Origin of the sequence: Pseudomonas sp. PDM03, from assembly GCF_014852385.1 — a bacterium.
GTDB lineage: Bacteria > Pseudomonadota > Gammaproteobacteria > Pseudomonadales > Pseudomonadaceae > Aquipseudomonas > Aquipseudomonas migulae.
Window position 1 is genome coordinate 1 of record NZ_JACVBM010000020.1, and the last position, 16,940, is coordinate 16,940.

The following is a 16,940-nucleotide window of genomic DNA, read 5'->3' on the forward strand; positions in this document are numbered from 1 at the left end:
GCCGCACCGCTCGCTCCTACAAGGGTTGTGTAACCCCCTGTAGGAGCGAGCGGTGCGGCGATCCGACTTGCCCGCGAAGCTTTTCAACGGCTCAAATACATCCGGGTTGTTAACAGGTACACGGGCAACCCCGACACCAATATCAACAGCGCCGCATAAGGCGCCGCCGCCGCAAACTCCACATTCGCGGTATGCGCCCAAACCTCTGTCGCCAGCGTATTGAGCCCGGTCGGACTCAGCAGCAGCGTCGCCGTCAGCTCCTTCATCGCATCCAGAAACACCAGCGCAAACGCAGCGCCCAGCGCCGGGAAGATGATCGGCAGCGTCACCCGACAAAACGCGCTGAACGACGAGGCGCCCAGCGTGCGAGCCGCCTCTTCCAGCTGCGGAGCAGCCTTGTTCAGTGCCGTGCGAATCGGTGCCTGCGCCAAGGGTAGAAACAGCAGCGCATAAGCGATCAGCAGCAACGCCGATGTCTGGTACAGCGCCGGCACATAGTGCAGGGCGAAATACACCAGCGTCAGCGCAATCACCAGCCCTGGCAGCGCATGCAACAGGTACGGCAAGCGCTCGGCCCAGATCGCCAATTGGCCTTTGTAGCGCACCACCAACAAGCCCACCGGCACCGCCAGCACCAGGCACAGCGCGGCGCCACCCAGCGAAAGCGCAAGGGACGACAGCAGCGCCTCGCTGATCGCCGCCACCGGAAACGCTGCCGACGAACCTACCGCCAGCCAGTACACCAGCATCCCCAGTGGAATGCCGCTGCCGATGATCGCCAGTGCCAGACAATAAATCTGCCCAACGGCCGCCCAAGGTCCCAGCTGCACCTGTTCCGCCTGCCGCGCCGCGCCCTGGCCGGTGCGCACGTGCCGACCCTTGCCACGGGCTCGCAGCTCAAGCCACAACAGCATCAGGCACAGCGCGAGCAAAACAGCGGAAAGCATCGCCGCGTTGGCATTGCTGAATTCCAGTTCGAATTGCTGATAGATCGCCGTAGTGAACGTCTGCAAGCCAATAATCGACAACGCGCCGAACTCAACGAGCATGTGCAATGCGATCAGCAGTGAACCGGCGAGCAGCGACGGCCACAGCAGTGGCAGGGTGATCCTGAAAAACACGCCCCAGCGATTCTGCCCGAGCGTGCGTGCGGACTCTTCAAGCGAAGGATCGAGATTGCGCAGGGTCGCCGCCACCGGCAGAAAAATCAGCGGGTACTTGGACAGGGTCATCACCAGAATCGCCCCGCCCAAACCCTCGAAGTGCGCGCTCAGCGAGACCCAGGTAAAGCTGCTGACAAACGCCGGCACCGCAAACGGCAAGCACAGGATCACGCCCCACAATCGTCGGCCTGGCAGATTGCTACGTTCCAGCAGCCAGGCCAGCGACAAACCGATCACGCCGCAGGCGACCGTTACGCCGACCATCAGCTCCAGGGTGTTGCGCAGCAAGCCAAACACGTAGGGCCGCCACAGCAAATGCAATGCCTGGGCCCAACCGGCCTGCCAGGTCTTGAGCCCGACATACACCAGCGGCAATACGCTGAGCAGTACCAACAGCAAAACCGGCAGCAGCAGCCAGATCGACGGCCGCTTGCGCCGTGGAACGTAACTTCCGCGCACGGCTGGGGCAGATAGCGGTGCGCTCATCAGTTCAAGCCAACGTCGCGTTCCAGGTCCAGGGCTTCTTCGGCGTTGCCGAGGTCGGCTGGCGTGACTTTCGGTGCTTCAAGCTCGCTGAACGGCTTGAGGCCGCGGTCCGATTCCATGCCTTTGTGCAGCGGGTATTCGGCGGTGGTCTGGGTGATCACGCGCTGACCTTCTTCGCTGGCCATGTAGGCGAGGAATTGCTGGGCTTCTTTTGGATGTTTGCTGGACTTCAGCACGGCTGCGCTGGAAACGGTGATCAGCCCGCCGACGTCGCCGCCAGTGAAGTAATGCAGTTTCGAATCGAGCTGGCCTTTTTCGCGTTGCAGGGCGAACCAGTAGTAGTTGTTCACCAGCACAGTCGCGACTTCGCCGTTCTCCACGGCTTTCAAGGCGACCATGTTGTTGCTGTAGGTCTTGCCGAATGCGCGCAAGCCGGTCAGCCATTCTTCAGCTGCATCCATGCCGTGCACTTTGATGATTGCCACAGCCTGTTCCTGGAACGCGCCGCTGGTGGGCACGAAGCCAACCTTGCCTTGCCATTTCGGGTCGGAGAATTCCATCACCGATTTGGGCAGGTCTTTTTCATCGATCAGTTTGGGGTTGAATGCAACCACGCGGACTCGCGCGGTGATGCCGATCCAGGTGCTATTGCCGGCGACGTAGTCTTTTGGCAGTACGGCGAGGGTGGCGGCATCAGTTTGCGCCAGCAGGCCTTGCTCGCCGAGTTTGTTCAGCGGTGGCGATTCTTCGGTGTAGATCACATCGGCCGGGGAGCGATCGCCTTCTTCGACGATCTGGCTGGCAAGCTGGTTGCTGCTGCCTTTGCGCACGTTGACGTGGATGCCGGTCTTGGCTTCGAAAGCTTTGGCGACGGCGTCGCCGACTTCCTTGTGTTGACCGTTGTAGAGTGTCAGGGAAACTGTATCAGCAGCCTGGGTGAGGGGGGTAGCGAGTGCCAGGCCGAGCAGGGTGATGGTCAGGCCGCGGCGCAGGGTATTTCGAAACGTCATTCGCAGGGTTCCTCACTGTCGCATTGCAAAAACTTGAAACAATGATAAACGATATTGTTTCTCAAGTGCGCCTTGCGGAGGGTGGCCTGACTCCTGTAGGAGCGAGCCTGCTCGCGATGGACGTGAACGATGACGCGTGTTGTCTGGCTAAACGGGGCGCCTGTGAGTTCATCGCAAGCAGAGGGTGTGTGGTTTTTCGAATGCCAGAAACGCAAAAACCCGCTTTCGCGGGTTTTTGTGAAATTCCAGAGCGGGCTCTGAAATTTGAATTGGTGCCCAGAAGAAGACTCGAACTTCCACGACCGTAAGGTCACCAGCACCTGAAGCTGGCGTGTCTACCAATTTCACCATCTGGGCATAATCTTCAGCGTTGCCGCTGTTGATGTGGCGCACTATACGGAGAGCAGTTTGATCTGTAAACCCCTGATTTGGTTTTAATAAATCAGAACCGTAGAATGCAAAAAACCCGCTTTCGCGGGTTTTTGTGCGAGCCTTGAAATTGATCTAATCTCAAGCTCTGAATTGGTGCCCAGAAGAAGACTCGAACTTCCACGACCTTGCGGTCACCAGCACCTGAAGCTGGCGTGTCTACCAATTTCACCATCTGGGCAGTATCGGCAACGTCTCCGTCGTCGATGGCGCGCACTATACGGAGCGTCTTTTTAACTGTAAACCCCCAGCGTCAAAAAAACCTGGAAAATTTTACCAGCGGCATTTAAATCAGCTTTGCGCTGTCGATAAAGGGCTTTAGATGGGCTCTCGTAGCCTGAAATTTCCCGTTTCATTACGCCTATGCCAAACTAACCCGCATATAGACAAGGTGAAAACTCTCTAATGGCCGATTGGCAGTCCCTCGATCCCGAGGCCGCTCGTGAAGCGGAAAAATATGAAAACCCTATTCCTAGCCGCGAACTGATCCTTCAGCACCTTGCTGATCGGGGTTCGCCTGCTAACCGCGAGCAACTGGTCGAAGAGTTTGGTCTGGTCACAGAAGACCAGATCGAAGCCCTGCGCCGCCGCCTGCGCGCCATGGAGCGCGACGCTCAACTCATCTATACCCGTCGTGGCACGTATGCGCCGGTGGACAAGCTCGACCTGATCCTGGGCCGCATCAGCGGTCACCGTGACGGCTTCGGCTTCCTGGTCCCGGACGACGGCAGTGACGACCTGTTCATGAGCCCGGCGCAAATGCGTCTGGTGTTCGATGGCGACCGTGCCCTGGCCCGTGTTTCCGGTCTGGACCGTCGCGGTCGCCGCGAAGGCATGATCGTCGAAGTGGTGTCCCGCGCTCACGAAACCATTGTCGGCCGTTACTTCGAAGAGGGCGGTATCGGCTTCGTGGTGGCGGACAATCCGAAAATCCAGCAGGAAGTGCTGGTTACCCCGGGCCGCAATGCCAACGCCAAAGTCGGTCAGTTCGTCGAAGTGAAGATCACTCACTGGCCGACGCCACGCTTCCAGCCGCAAGGCGACGTGGTCGAAGTCGTGGGCAACTACATGGCGCCGGGCATGGAAATCGATGTCGCCCTGCGCACCTACGATATTCCGCACGTCTGGCCTGAAGCGGTCTTGAAAGAAGCCGCCAAGCTCAAGCCGGAAGTCGAAGAGAAAGACAAAGAGAAGCGCATCGACCTGCGCCATCTGCCGTTCGTGACCATCGACGGTGAAGATGCGCGTGACTTCGATGACGCGGTCTACTGCGAAGCCAAACCGGGCAAGCTGCGCCTGTTCTCCGGTGGCTGGAAGTTGTACGTGGCGATTGCCGACGTTTCCAGCTACGTGAAAATCGGTTCCGCGCTGGACAACGAATCCCAGGTTCGCGGCAACTCCGTTTACTTCCCGGAGCGCGTAGTGCCGATGCTGCCTGAGCAGCTGTCCAATGGCTTGTGCTCGCTGAATCCACATGTCGATCGTCTGGCCATGGTCTGCGAGATGACTATCTCCAAATCCGGCGAGATGACCGACTACTGCTTCTACGAAGCAGTGATTCACTCCCATGCCCGTCTGACCTATAACAAGGTCAGCACCATGCTGGAAACGCCGAAAGTTACCGAGGCTCGCCAGCTTCGCGGCGAATACACCGACGTTCTGCCACACCTCAAGCAGCTGTATTCGCTGTACAAGGTGCTGTTGGCGGCCCGTCATGTGCGTGGTGCGATCGATTTCGAAACGCAGGAAACCCGGATCATCTTCGGTTCCGAGCGCAAGATTGCCGAAATCCGTCCGACCGTGCGCAACGATGCACACAAGCTGATCGAGGAATGCATGCTGGCGGCCAACGTGGCCACTGCCGAATTCCTGAAGAAGCACGAAATTCCTGCGCTGTATCGCGTCCACGATGGTCCGCCACCGGAGCGTCTGGAAAAACTGCGCGCCTTCCTTGGTGAGCTCGGCCTGTCCCTGCACAAAGGCAAGGACGGCCCGTCGCCGAAGGATTACCAGGCCTTGCTGGCAAGCATCAAGGACCGTCCGGATTTCCACCTGATCCAGACCGTCATGCTGCGTTCGCTGAGTCAGGCGGTGTACAGCGCTGATAACCAGGGCCACTTCGGCCTGAATTACGAAGCCTATACCCACTTCACTTCGCCGATCCGCCGCTACCCGGACTTGCTCACGCACCGGGCGATCCGCAGCGTCATTCATTCGAAAATGGACACCCCGCACGTTCGTCGTGCCGGTGCGATGACCATTCCGAAGGCGCGCATCTATCCGTACGACGAAGCCGCGCTGGAGCGGCTCGGCGAGCAGTGCTCGATGAGCGAGCGCCGTGCCGACGAAGCGACTCGCGACGTGGTGAACTGGCTCAAGTGCGAGTTCATGAAAGACCGCGTGGGCGAGTCGTTCCCGGGTGTGATCACCGCCGTGACCGGCTTTGGCCTGTTCGTCGAGCTGACCGATATCTACGTCGAAGGCCTGGTGCACGTCACCGCGCTGCCGGGCGACTACTACCACTTCGACCCTGTGCATCACCGCCTCGCCGGTGAGCGCACCGGTCGTAGCTTCCGCCTTGGCGACACCGTTGAGGTGCGCGTGATGCGCGTCGACCTCGACGAGCGCAAGATCGACTTCGAGATGGCTGAAAAAACCATCAGCGCACCGATCGGCCGCAAAAAGCGCGGGGCTGAAACCGCTGCACCTGCTGGCAAGACCGCAGCAGAGCCGGCGCCGGCGAAAACCGGTCGTCGTCCTGCCAAGGAAAAAGCGGTCGAAGCCTATCGCCCAAGCGATGCGGCAGCGAAAAATGCTGAGCTGCGCAAAAGCCGTGAAATGAAGCAGGCGTTGCTGTCTGAAGCGAAAAGCGGCGGTAAAGCGGCGTCTGGGGGAAAGACCGGACGGTCGGCGCCTGACAAGGCTCCCGGCAGCAAGCCGAGCAAACACCGTAAAGGCCCGCCGAAAGCGGGCTCGGCCCCAGCCAAAAGCGGCGGGGCGCGTAAACCTAAGGCCAAGTCATGAGTCAGTTGGAAAAAATCTACGGCGTGCATGCGGTAGAAGCATTGCTGCGTCACCACCCGAAACGCGTCAAGCAGATCTGGCTGGCAGAAGGCCGCAGTGATCCGCGGGTTCAGACGCTGATCGCGCTCGCGGCCGAAAACCGCGTGGCCGTCGGCAATGCCGAACGTCGCGAGCTGGATGCCTGGGTTGAAGGCGTGCACCAGGGCGTGGTGGCGGACGTGAGTCCGAGCCAGGTCTGGGGCGAGGCAATGCTCGACGAGCTGCTCGATCGCACCGATGGCGCACCGCTGTTGCTGGTGCTCGACGGCGTGACCGATCCGCACAACCTCGGCGCTTGCCTGCGCTCGGCCGATGCGGCCGGTGCGCTGGCGGTGATCGTGCCGAAAGACAAGTCGGCCACGCTGACCCCGACGGTACGAAAGGTTGCGTGTGGCGCGGCGGAAGTGATTCCGTTGGTCGCCGTAACCAACCTGGCGCGCACCCTGGAAAAACTCAAGCAGCGCGGCTTGTGGGTCGTCGGTACGGCGGGCGAAGCCGAGCAGAGCCTGTATCAGCAAGACATGACCGGGCCGACCATCCTGATCATGGGCGCGGAAGGCAGCGGCATGCGTCGCCTGACCCGCGATCTTTGCGACTACCTGGTGCACCTGCCGATGACCGGCAGCGTCAGCAGTCTCAATGTGTCCGTGGCCACCGGTGTCTGCCTGTTCGAGGCCCAGCGCCAACGCAGCGTAAAAGCCGCCACTGGCAAGAAGCCCTGACACTCCCTTGTAGGAGCCGGCTTGCTGGCGATCCAGGCGACGCGGTCCATCTGACAGACCGCGTCGCACGGATCGCCAGCAAGCCGGCTCCTACAGAAGCGGGGTTGTTGGTGGTTGTTCAAATAATCACCAATTGCCTTGCACCTCTTCTGTCCCTTCTCTACAATTGCGCCCCTTGCTGTGACGGCAGGCACGCATGTGTCTATCGCAAGCAAGTCCATAAGTGTCATTCACTCCTTGTCTGACCGCTTTTGAGCGGCAGGCTACAACCCGTAAGGAGCATTCATGCGTCATTACGAAATCATCTTTTTGGTCCACCCGGATCAAAGCGAGCAAGTCGGCGGCATGGTTGAGCGTTACACCAAGCTGATCGAAGAAGACGGCGGCAAAATCCACCGTCTGGAAGATTGGGGCCGTCGTCAACTGGCCTACGCAATCAACAATGTTCACAAGGCTCACTACGTGATGCTGAACGTTGAGTGCACTGGCAAGGCCCTGGCCGAGCTGGAAGACAACTTCCGCTACAACGATGCAGTGATCCGTAACCTGGTCATCCGTCGCGAAGAAGCCGTTACCGGCCAATCCGAGATGCTCAAGGCTGAAGAAAACCGCAGTGAGCGCCGTGAGCGTCGCGACCGTCCTGAGCACTCCGACGCCGAAGGCGTTGATGGTGATGACAGCGACAACAGCGATAACGCTGACGAGTAATCCACGGACCTTTTGAGGAGCCTATTACATGGCACGTTTCTTCCGTCGTCGTAAATTCTGCCGCTTCACCGCTGAAGACGTGAAAGAGATCGATTACAAAGATCTCAACACTCTGAAAGCCTACGTATCCGAGACCGGCAAAATCGTTCCAAGCCGCATCACCGGTACCAAAGCTCGTTATCAGCGTCAGCTGGCCACCGCTATCAAGCGCGCCCGCTTCCTGGCCCTGCTGGCCTACACCGACAGCCACGGCCGCTGAGACCGGGCAGTCGACACGTAGCAAAGGATTGAATGCATGCGTGCCATAGCTGAGTTCATCATGCGCGGCCGTATGCAGGCCACTCTCGTAGTGGCCGGATGCGCAACATTGCCGTTGTTGTATTGGTTGGGTGCTGCCGCCGGTTGCCTTGTGCTCCTGCGGCGCGGATTGAAGGACGCCCTTGGCGTACTTGCTCTGGGACTGCTGCCGGCGTTGATCTGGTGGCTTTACTCCGATGACCCACGGGCACTTCTGGTGCTGCTGGGGTCTTCGAGCCTTGCGTTGGTTTTGCGCGCAAGCGAGTCCTGGAACCGCGTGCTGCTGGTCAGCATAGCGATGGGAGTGGTGTTTGCAGTGGTGCTGGGGACAGTTTTTGCTCCCCAAATCGAGATGCTGGCGCAGGCCTTGATAAAGGTCATGCCGTCGCTACTCGGTGATGTCTACCAGAAGTTGTCGGTAGACGAGCAAGCGCATTTTGCGTCCCTGATTGCACCGGTCCTGACTGGCCTGATTGCGGCCTTGTTGCAAATCGTCAGTGTGCTGAGCCTGATTGTCGGGCGCTACTGGCAGGCGTTGTTGTACAACCCGGGTGGTTTTGGTCGCGAATTTCGCGCCATCCGATTCCCGCTGGGGCTGGCGATGTTACTGCTGGCGTTCATGCTTCTGGGGCCGAACATCGGCCCGCAGATGGCCATGTTGACGCCGTTGTGCAGTGTACCGCTGGTGTTCGCCGGGCTGGCCCTGATTCACGGGCTGGTGGCGCAAAAGCGACTGGCCAGATTCTGGCTGGTGGGGTTGTACGTCACGCTGTTGCTGTTCATGCAGCTGATCTATCCGTTGCTGGTGGTCCTGGCCATCGTCGACAGCCTGATTGATTTTCGCGGTCGTTCGACGCCGAAAGACGTCGATAGCGCGAACGGTGAAGGTTAAAAGTTAAGAGGATTTTCACATGCAACTGATCCTTCTGGAAAAAGTCACCAACCTGGGCAACCTGGGTGACAAAGTAAACGTTAAGGCTGGTTACGGTCGTAACTACCTGCTGCCTTACGGCAAAGCTACCGCCGCGACCCCAGCCAACCTGGCTGCGTTCGAAGAGCGTCGCGCTGAGCTGGAAAAAGCCGCAGCAGACCGTAAAACTTCGGCTGAAAGCCGTGCCGCCCAACTGGCTGAGCTGGAAGTGACTATCACTGCCACCGCTGGTGACGAAGGCAAGCTGTTCGGTTCGATCGGTACTCACGACATCGCTGATGCACTGACCGCCTCTGGCGTTGAAGTTGCAAAAAGCGAAGTTCGTCTGCCGAACGGCACCATCCGCAACGTAGGCGAATTCGACGTAGCCGTGCACCTGCACGCCGAAGTTGAAGCCACCGTACGCGTTGTCGTGGTAGCAGCTTAAGCAGCACTTGTCGGCTGGCACCCTCGGGTGCTTGCCGGTAACATCGGGCACGATCCTGTTTACAGGTCGTGCCCTTTGTCTTTCTGCAGTTCCTGATTTTCACAACTATTCAAGTGGCCATGAACGATATCTCCGCTCCCGAGCAATACGATCTGCAAACCGCTTCCCTGAAGGTGCCGCCGCATTCCATCGAGGCCGAACAGGCCGTGCTCGGTGGTCTGATGCTGGACAACAACGCCTGGGAGCGCGTGCTTGATCAAGTCTCCGACGGCGATTTCTATCGACATGACCACCGCCTGATTTTCCGCGCGATCGCCAAGCTCGCCGACCAGAACTCCCCGATCGACGTCGTGACCCTTGCCGAGCAATTGGACAAGGAAGGTCAGACCTCGCAGGTCGGTGGCCTCGGTTACCTCGGTGAACTGGCGAAAAACACGCCGTCCGTCGCCAACATCAAGGCGTATGCGCAGATCGTTCGCGCGCGAGCGACGTTGCGGCAGTTGATCGGCATCGCCACCGAGATTGCCGACAGCGCCTTCAACCCGGAAGGTCGCACTGCTGAAGAGATTCTCGACGAAGCCGAGCGGCAGATCTTCCAGATCGCCGAGGCCCGGCCTAAAACCGGCGGCCCGGTGAGCGTGAATGACCTGCTGACCAAGGCCATCGACCGCATCGACACCTTGTTCAACACCGATAACGCCATCACTGGCTTGTCCACCGGTTACACCGACCTCGACGAGAAGACCAGCGGCCTGCAGCCGGCCGACTTGATCATCGTCGCTGGCCGTCCGTCGATGGGTAAAACCACCTTTGCGATGAACCTGGTGGAAAACGCCGTGTTGCGCAGCGACAAGTGCGTACTGGTTTACTCGCTCGAGATGCCAGGCGAATCGCTGATCATGCGTATGTTGTCGTCCCTCGGCCGTATCGACCAGACCAAGGTCCGTGCCGGTCGCCTGGACGACGACGATTGGCCGCGCCTGACATCGGCGGTCAACCTGCTCAACGACCGCAAGCTGTTCATCGACGATACGGCGGGCATCAGCCCGTCGGAAATGCGCGCGCGGACCCGGCGTCTGGTGCGTGAGCACGGCGATGTCGCCCTGATCATGATCGACTACCTGCAATTGATGCAGATTCCGGGCTCCGGTGGTGACAACCGGACCAACGAGATTTCCGAGATCTCGCGTTCCTTGAAGGCCCTGGCCAAGGAATTCAATTGCCCGGTGGTGGCGCTGTCCCAGCTCAACCGCTCCCTGGAGCAACGACCGAACAAACGGCCGATCAACTCCGACCTCCGGGAATCCGGAGCGATCGAGCAGGATGCCGACGTCATCATGTTCGTTTACCGGGATGAGGTTTATCACCCGGAAACCGAACACAAAGGCATCGCCGAAATCATTATCGGCAAGCAGCGGAACGGCCCGATCGGCACGTCGCGACTGGCGTTCATCGGTAAGTACACCCGCTTCGAAAACCTGGCACCGGGTAGCTACAACTTCGACGACGAGTAAGTTATTTGTTGTTTTTTTGGGCCTCATCGCCGGCAAGCCGGCTCCTACAATGATTGTGTAGGAGCCGGCTTGCCGGCGATGGGGCCTGATAATTTCCGACCATAACCGTCGGAATTGGTCATTTTTTGTGCTATATTCCGCGCCCGCGATTTTTCATCTCAACACCGGTCATCGTCATGCAAACAGCCAAGCCGTTATTTGACTATCCCAAGTACTGGGCCGAATGCTTCGGTCCAGCGCCATTCCTGCCAATGAGCAGGGAGGAGATGGATCAGCTTGGCTGGGATTCATGCGACATCATCATCGTCACCGGTGATGCCTACGTTGACCATCCGTCGTTCGGCATGGCGATCATCGGCCGGCTGCTGGAGTCCCAGGGCTTCCGCGTCGGGATCATTGCCCAGCCGAACTGGCAGTCCAAAGACGACTTCATGAAGCTCGGCGAGCCGAACCTGTTCTTCGGTGTCGCGGCCGGCAACATGGACTCGATGATCAACCGCTATACCGCCGACAAGAAGATCCGCTCCGACGACGCCTACACCCCCGGTGGCCTGGCGGGCAAACGTCCGGATCGCGCGAGCCTGGTTTACAGCCAGCGCTGCAAGGAAGCCTACAAGAACGTGCCGATCGTGCTCGGCGGTATTGAAGCGTCCCTGCGCCGCATCGCCCACTACGACTACTGGCAGGACCGGGTGCGCAACTCGATCCTGATCGACGCCTGTGCCGACATCCTGCTCTACGGCAACGCCGAGCGTGCGATTGTCGAAGTCGCCCAGCGCCTGTCCTACGGCCACAAGATCGAAGACATCACCGATGTGCGCGGCACCGCGTTCATCCGTCGCGATACGCCGAAAGACTGGTACGAAGTCGACTCCACGCGCATCGACCGTCCGGGCAAGATCGATAAGATCATCAACCCGTACGTGAACACCCAGGACACCCAGGCCTGCGCCATCGAGCAGGAAAAGGGGCCGGTTGAAGACCCGAGCGAAGCCAAAGTCGTACAGATTCTGGCCAGCCCGAAAATGACCCGCGACAAGACGGTGATCCGTCTGCCGTCGGTCGAGAAGGTTCGTGGCGATGCGGTGCTTTACGCTCACGCCAACCGCGTGCTTCACCTGGAAACCAACCCGGGTAACGCCCGCGCGCTGGTGCAGAAGCACGGCGAAGTCGACGTCTGGTTCAACCCGCCGCCGATTCCGATGACCACCGAAGAAATGGACTACGTGTTCGGCATGCCTTACGCACGTATTCCGCACCCTGCGTACGGCAAGGAAAAAATCCCGGCCTACGACATGATCCGCTTCTCGGTGAACATCATGCGTGGCTGCTTCGGCGGCTGCACCTTCTGCTCGATCACCGAGCACGAAGGCCGGATCATCCAGAACCGTTCCGAAGAGTCGATCATTCGCGAAATCGAAGAGATCCGCGACAAGGTCCCAGGTTTCACCGGCGTCATTTCCGACCTCGGCGGTCCGACCGCGAACATGTACCGTATCGCGTGCAAGAGCCCGGAAATCGAATCCGCGTGCCGCAAGCCATCGTGCGTGTTCCCAGGCATCTGCCCGAACCTGAACACCGACCACTCGTCGCTGATCCAGCTGTATCGCAGCGCCCGTGCGTTGCCGGGTGTGAAGAAGATTTTGATCGCTTCCGGTCTGCGCTACGACCTCGCCGTCGAGTCGCCGGAATACGTCAAGGAGCTGGTGACCCACCACGTCGGTGGTTACCTGAAGATCGCCCCGGAGCACACCGAGGAAGGTCCGCTCAATCAGATGATGAAACCGGGCATCGGCAGCTATGACAAGTTCAAGCGCATGTTCGAGAAGTACTCCAAGGAAGCCGGGAAAGAGCAGTACCTGATTCCGTACTTCATCGCCGCTCACCCGGGCACCACCGACGAAGACATGATGAACCTGGCCCTGTGGCTCAAGGGCAACGGCTTCCGTGCCGACCAGGTGCAGGCGTTCTACCCGTCGCCGATGGCCACCGCCACCGCGATGTACCACTCGGGCAAGAACCCGCTACGCAAGGTCACTTACAAGAGCGACGCCGTGACCATCGTCAAGAGCGAAGAGCAGCGTCGTCTGCACAAGGCGTTCTTGCGTTACCACGACCCGAAAGGCTGGCCGATGCTGCGTGAAGCGCTGACCCGCATGGGCCGCGCCGACCTGATCGGGCCGGGCAAGAACCAGTTGATCCCGCTGCATCAGCCAGCGAGCGACAGCTACCAGAGCGCCCGTCGCAAGAACTCGACGCCGGCCGGCAGTCACAAGGTCGCGGGTGAGAAGACCACCAAGATCCTGACCCAGCACACCGGTCTGCCACCACGTGCCAGCGATGGCGGTAACCCGTGGGACAAGCGTGAACAGGCCAAGGCAGCGGCATTCGCCCGCAACCAGCAGGCGGCCAAGGAACGCAAGGATGCAGCCAAAGGCAAAGGGCCGAAGCCTGCGCGCAAGCCGGTTGTGCCGCGCTAAGCCTCACTTGAGCTGAACAGAACGCCAACCTTCGGGTTGGCGTTTTTGTGTGCGGCAACCAAGCGGGCGTTTTCAGAGTCAGATAATGGGTTGTAGCTACTGGCCTCATCGCGAGCAGGCTCGCTCCCACAGGTTTTTCTTTGGATGCAGAATTTGTGAACGACAGAGATCATTGTGGGAGCGAGCCTGCTCGCGATGAGGCCACTACAGCCGCAGCCAATTCCAGCTGACAGCCCACTGGTCGCCACATTTGCGTGCAACGCCCCCAAACCAATTTCCTGCATCGCCCGATTTTGGTGCTGTACTGCCTCAAGCAACCGGAGAAAGCGCCAGCGCCACTGGATGGCATAAGTCTTGCGCGCTTTCGATAACGCTTAAGGCTCGCAGGAGGCACGCCGTGTCGATTCATGTCGCATTGCACCACGTCACGCATTACCGCTACGACCGCGCTGTCGAGCTCGGTCCGCAGATTGTTCGCCTGCGCCCGGCCGCCCACAGCCGTACGCGGATACTGTCGTATGCGCTGAAAGTCTCGCCCGAGCAGCATTTCATTAACTGGCAGCAGGACTCTCAGGGCAATTATCTGGCGCGTCTGGTGTTCCCGGAGAAAACCGAGGAACTGCGGATCGAGGTCGATCTGCTGGCGGAAATGGCGGTGTTCAATCCGTTCGACTTCTTCCTCGAACCCTACGCGGAAAAAATCCCGTTTGCCTATGCCGCGGACGAGCGCAAGGAACTGGCGCCGTACCTGGAAACCCTGCCGCTGACGCCGAAATTCAAGGCCTATCTGGAAGGCATCGACCGCACGCCGCTACCCAGCGTGGATTTCCTCGTCGCGCTCAATCAGCGCCTGAGCGAGGACATCGGCTACCTGATCCGCATGGAGCCGGGCGTGCAAACGCCCGAACACACACTCGAGCATGCCTCCGGTTCCTGCCGCGACTCGGCGTGGCTGCTGGTGCAGCTGCTGCGCAACCTGGGCCTGGCGGCGCGTTTTGTCTCCGGCTATCTGATTCAACTGACCGCCGACGTCAAAAGCCTCGACGGCCCGTCGGGCACCGAAGTGGATTTCACCGACTTGCACGCCTGGTGCGAGGTCTATTTGCCCGGTGCCGGCTGGATCGGCCTGGACGCGACCTCAGGCCTGTTTGCCGGTGAAGGACACATTCCGTTGGCGTGTAGTCCCGATCCGGGCTCTGCGGCACCGATCAGTGGCCTGGTGGAACCGTGCGAGTGCGAATTCACCCACGAAATGTCCGTTGAGCGGATTTGGGAGGCGCCGCGCGTCACCAAGCCCTACACCGAAGAACAGTGGCTGGCGATCCAGGCGTTGGGCCGGCAGATTGATGCCGACCTGCTGGACGGCGACGTACGCCTGACCATGGGCGGCGAGCCGACCTTCGTCTCCATCGACGATCCGGACGGCGCCGAGTGGAACACCGCCGCGCTGGGGCCAGACAAGCGGCGTTTGTCCGCCGAGCTGTTCCAGCGCATGCGCAAGCATTACGCACCCAAAGGACTGGTGCATTTCGGTCAAGGCAAGTGGTACCCCGGCGAGCAACTGCCGCGCTGGTCGCTGAACTGCTACTGGCGCCGCGATGGCGTGCCGATCTGGCACAACAGCGCGCTGATTGCCGATGAGCAGGAAGACTACGGTGCCGATGGCGAACTGGCCGGGCGTTTTCTGGCGAGTGTTGCCGAACGCCTGAAAATTCCGACACGCTTTGTGTTCCCAGCCTACGAAGACAATTTCTATTACCTCTGGCGCGAAGGCGCTTTGCCGCAGAACGTCAGCGCCGAAGATTCGCGTCTGGAAGAACCCTTGGAGCGTGCGCGACTGCGCAAAGTCTTCAGTCAGGGGTTGGATAAAGTGATCGGCCAGGTGTTGCCACTGGCGCGCACGGCCAAGGGCGATCAGTGGCAAAGCGGCCGCTGGTACCTGCGCGACGAGCACTGCCGGTTGGTGCCGGGCGATTCGCCACTGGGTTATCGCTTGCCGCTGGGCTCGCAGCCGTGGGTGAAAGCCGCCGAGTATCCCTTTATCTATCCCAACGACCCCAATCAGGAATTCCCGGCGCTCCCGGATACTCAGCAGTTGAGCCGCCCCGCCGCCGCGGCCGAAGTGGTCGAGCGTGATCTGGAAATCGATGAATCCGCCGATTGGCTGACGCGCACCGCGTTCTGCGCCGAGGCGCGGGAGGGGCGGTTGTACTTGTTCATGCCACCGCTGGAGCGGGTCGAGGATTATCTGGAGCTGGTCACTGCAATCGAGGCCACGGCTGAGGAGCTGCATTGTCCGGTGCTGCTGGAAGGCTATGAACCGCCAAGCGATCCGCGCCTGAGCAACTTCCGCATCACCCCGGACCCAGGCGTGATCGAGGTCAACGTGCAGCCGTCCGCCACCTGGGATGAACTGGTCGAGCGCACCGAGTTTCTCTACGAAGAAGCGCGCCAGACGCGGCTGACCACTGAAAAATTCATGATCGACGGCCGACACACCGGCACCGGCGGCGGTAACCATTTCGTACTGGGCGGTGCGACACCGGCCGACTCACCGTTCCTGCGCCGTCCCGATTTGCTGCGCAGCCTGATCAGTTACTGGCATAACCACCCGTCGTTGTCCTACCTGTTTTCCGGATTGTTCATCGGCCCGACGTCCCAGGCGCCACGCGTCGATGAAGCGCGCAACGATGCGTTGTACGAGCTGGAAATCGCCTTCGCCCAGATGCCTCAACCCGGCGAGGAATGCGCACCGTGGCTGGTCGACCGGCTGCTGCGCAACCTGTTGATCGACGTGACGGGTAACACTCATCGCGCCGAATTCTGCATCGACAAGCTTTATTCGCCCGATGGCGCAACGGGGCGCCTTGGCTTGCTGGAGTTGCGCGCTTTTGAAATGCCGCCCCACGCGCGCATGAGCCTGGCTCAGCAGTTGTTGCTGCGAGCGCTGGTTGCGCGGTTCTGGCGCGAGCCTTACGCGCCGCCGAAACTGGCGCGCTGGGGCACGGAATTGCACGACCGGTTTCTGTTGCCACACTTTATCGAGCAGGATTTCGCTGACGTCATCATCGACCTCAATGCCGCGGGTTATCCGGTGCGGGCCGAGTGGTTTGCCGCGCATCTTGAGTTTCGCTTTCCCAAGGTCGGCGATTACGCCGTCAGCGGCATCGAGCTGGAAGTGCGTCAGGCTCTGGAGCCTTGGCATGTACTGGGCGAGGAGGGCGCGGTCGGCGGCACGGTGCGCTACGTGGATTCATCCCTGGAGCGCTTGCAGGTGAAGCTCACCGGCCTGGCACCGCAGCGCTATTTGCTGACCTGCAACGGCGTTCCGGTGCCTTTGCAGCCGACCGGCCGGGTTGGCGAATTCGTCGCAGGCGTGCGCTTTCGTGCCTGGCAGCCGGCCAACTGTCTGCAACCGACGATCCCGGTCCATGCGCCGCTGGTGTTCGACCTGCTCGACACCTGGATGCAGCGTTCGCTGGGGGGGTGTCAGTACCACGTCGCCCATCCGGGCGGGCGCAACTACGACAGCTTGCCGGTGAACGCCAATGAAGCCGAGAGTCGGAGGATGGCGCGTTTCTTCCGCATCGGACACAGCCCGGGGAAACTTCCTATACCGATTCTGGAAATAAACGACGAGCTGCCGATGACTCTCGATTTGCGACGTTTCTAAACCGTACGCGACGCTCGGATTTTTCGTATATCCGGGC

Annotated in this window: 11 protein-coding genes and 2 tRNA genes; 9 read left to right on the forward strand and 4 right to left on the reverse strand. The window is 60.2% G+C overall.

Features of this window, described 5'->3' with window-relative positions:
• Window positions 1-83: 83 nt before the first annotated feature.
• The 4 genes from IB254_RS23380 to IB254_RS23395 all read right to left on the reverse strand — a co-directional run bounded on the left by IB254_RS23380 (window position 84) and on the right by IB254_RS23395 (window position 3,269).
• Complete coding sequence (locus IB254_RS23380) at window positions 84-1,649, reverse strand: ABC transporter permease (RefSeq protein ID WP_192419676.1); 1,566 nt, start codon at window positions 1,647-1,649, stop codon at window positions 84-86.
• Window positions 1,649-2,659, reverse strand: coding sequence for an extracellular solute-binding protein (locus IB254_RS23385; RefSeq protein ID WP_192419678.1), 1,011 nt, complete (start codon window positions 2,657-2,659; stop codon window positions 1,649-1,651). Before IB254_RS23385 ends, IB254_RS23380 begins: the two co-directional genes overlap by 1 nt.
• 270 nt (window positions 2,660-2,929) lie before the next feature.
• A tRNA-Leu gene (locus IB254_RS23390) sits at window positions 2,930-3,016 on the reverse strand.
• 166 nt (window positions 3,017-3,182) lie between these two features.
• Window positions 3,183-3,269 (reverse strand) — tRNA-Leu (locus IB254_RS23395).
• 224 nt (window positions 3,270-3,493) lie between these two features.
• Between IB254_RS23395 and rnr the strand changes: the two genes are divergently transcribed.
• The 9 genes from rnr to IB254_RS23440 all read left to right on the forward strand — a co-directional run bounded on the left by rnr (window position 3,494) and on the right by IB254_RS23440 (window position 16,903).
• Window positions 3,494-6,112 carry a ribonuclease R gene (rnr, locus tag IB254_RS23400; RefSeq protein ID WP_192419679.1) on the forward strand — a complete coding sequence of 873 codons (2,619 nt, stop codon included), beginning with the start codon at window positions 3,494-3,496 and terminating at the stop codon, window positions 6,110-6,112.
• Window positions 6,109-6,873, forward strand: coding sequence for a 23S rRNA (guanosine(2251)-2'-O)-methyltransferase RlmB (gene rlmB / locus IB254_RS23405; protein ID WP_192419680.1), 765 nt, complete (start codon window positions 6,109-6,111; stop codon window positions 6,871-6,873). Before rnr ends, rlmB begins: the two co-directional genes overlap by 4 nt.
• 285 nt (window positions 6,874-7,158) lie before the next feature.
• Window positions 7,159-7,581 carry a 30S ribosomal protein S6 gene (gene rpsF / locus IB254_RS23410; protein ID WP_008035342.1) on the forward strand — a complete coding sequence of 141 codons (423 nt, stop codon included), beginning with the start codon at window positions 7,159-7,161 and terminating at the stop codon, window positions 7,579-7,581.
• A gap of 28 nt (window positions 7,582-7,609) precedes the next feature.
• Window positions 7,610-7,840 carry a 30S ribosomal protein S18 gene (gene rpsR, locus IB254_RS23415; RefSeq protein WP_002551829.1) on the forward strand — a complete coding sequence of 77 codons (231 nt, stop codon included), beginning with the start codon at window positions 7,610-7,612 and terminating at the stop codon, window positions 7,838-7,840.
• 36 nt (window positions 7,841-7,876) lie between these two features.
• On the forward strand, window positions 7,877-8,770 hold the full coding sequence (locus IB254_RS23420; protein ID WP_008035345.1) for a hypothetical protein: 894 nt from the start codon (window positions 7,877-7,879) through the stop codon (window positions 8,768-8,770).
• Window positions 8,771-8,789: 19 nt separating this feature from the next.
• Window positions 8,790-9,236 (forward strand): 50S ribosomal protein L9, encoded by a 447-nt coding sequence (gene rplI / locus IB254_RS23425; protein WP_008035347.1) that lies wholly within the window; start codon window positions 8,790-8,792, stop codon window positions 9,234-9,236.
• A gap of 119 nt (window positions 9,237-9,355) precedes the next feature.
• Window positions 9,356-10,750 carry a replicative DNA helicase gene (gene dnaB / locus IB254_RS23430; RefSeq protein WP_008035349.1) on the forward strand — a complete coding sequence of 465 codons (1,395 nt, stop codon included), beginning with the start codon at window positions 9,356-9,358 and terminating at the stop codon, window positions 10,748-10,750.
• A gap of 176 nt (window positions 10,751-10,926) precedes the next feature.
• A complete protein-coding gene (locus IB254_RS23435; RefSeq protein WP_192226931.1) occupies window positions 10,927-13,230 on the forward strand; it encodes a YgiQ family radical SAM protein in 2,304 nt (767 codons plus the stop codon).
• Between the two features lie 397 nt (window positions 13,231-13,627).
• Window positions 13,628-16,903 carry a DUF2126 domain-containing protein gene (locus IB254_RS23440; RefSeq protein WP_192419681.1) on the forward strand — a complete coding sequence of 1,092 codons (3,276 nt, stop codon included), beginning with the start codon at window positions 13,628-13,630 and terminating at the stop codon, window positions 16,901-16,903.
• Window positions 16,904-16,940: the final 37 nt, after the last annotated feature.

What these genes read in the sequence shown, in the direction of transcription:
- IB254_RS23380 (WP_192419676.1), bottom strand. Translation starts at nt 1,649, where the DNA reads ATGAGCGCACCGCTATCTGCCCCAGCCGTGCGCGGAAGTTACGTTCCA.
- IB254_RS23385 (WP_192419678.1), bottom strand. Translation starts at nt 2,659, where the DNA reads ATGACGTTTCGAAATACCCTGCGCCGCGGCCTGACCATCACCCTGCTC.
- rnr (WP_192419679.1), top strand. Translation starts at nt 3,494, where the DNA reads ATGGCCGATTGGCAGTCCCTCGATCCCGAGGCCGCTCGTGAAGCGGAA.
- rlmB (WP_192419680.1), top strand. Translation starts at nt 6,109, where the DNA reads ATGAGTCAGTTGGAAAAAATCTACGGCGTGCATGCGGTAGAAGCATTG.
- rpsF (WP_008035342.1), top strand. Translation starts at nt 7,159, where the DNA reads ATGCGTCATTACGAAATCATCTTTTTGGTCCACCCGGATCAAAGCGAG.
- rpsR (WP_002551829.1), top strand. Translation starts at nt 7,610, where the DNA reads ATGGCACGTTTCTTCCGTCGTCGTAAATTCTGCCGCTTCACCGCTGAA.
- IB254_RS23420 (WP_008035345.1), top strand. Translation starts at nt 7,877, where the DNA reads ATGCGTGCCATAGCTGAGTTCATCATGCGCGGCCGTATGCAGGCCACT.
- rplI (WP_008035347.1), top strand. Translation starts at nt 8,790, where the DNA reads ATGCAACTGATCCTTCTGGAAAAAGTCACCAACCTGGGCAACCTGGGT.
- dnaB (WP_008035349.1), top strand. Translation starts at nt 9,356, where the DNA reads ATGAACGATATCTCCGCTCCCGAGCAATACGATCTGCAAACCGCTTCC.
- IB254_RS23435 (WP_192226931.1), top strand. Translation starts at nt 10,927, where the DNA reads ATGCAAACAGCCAAGCCGTTATTTGACTATCCCAAGTACTGGGCCGAA.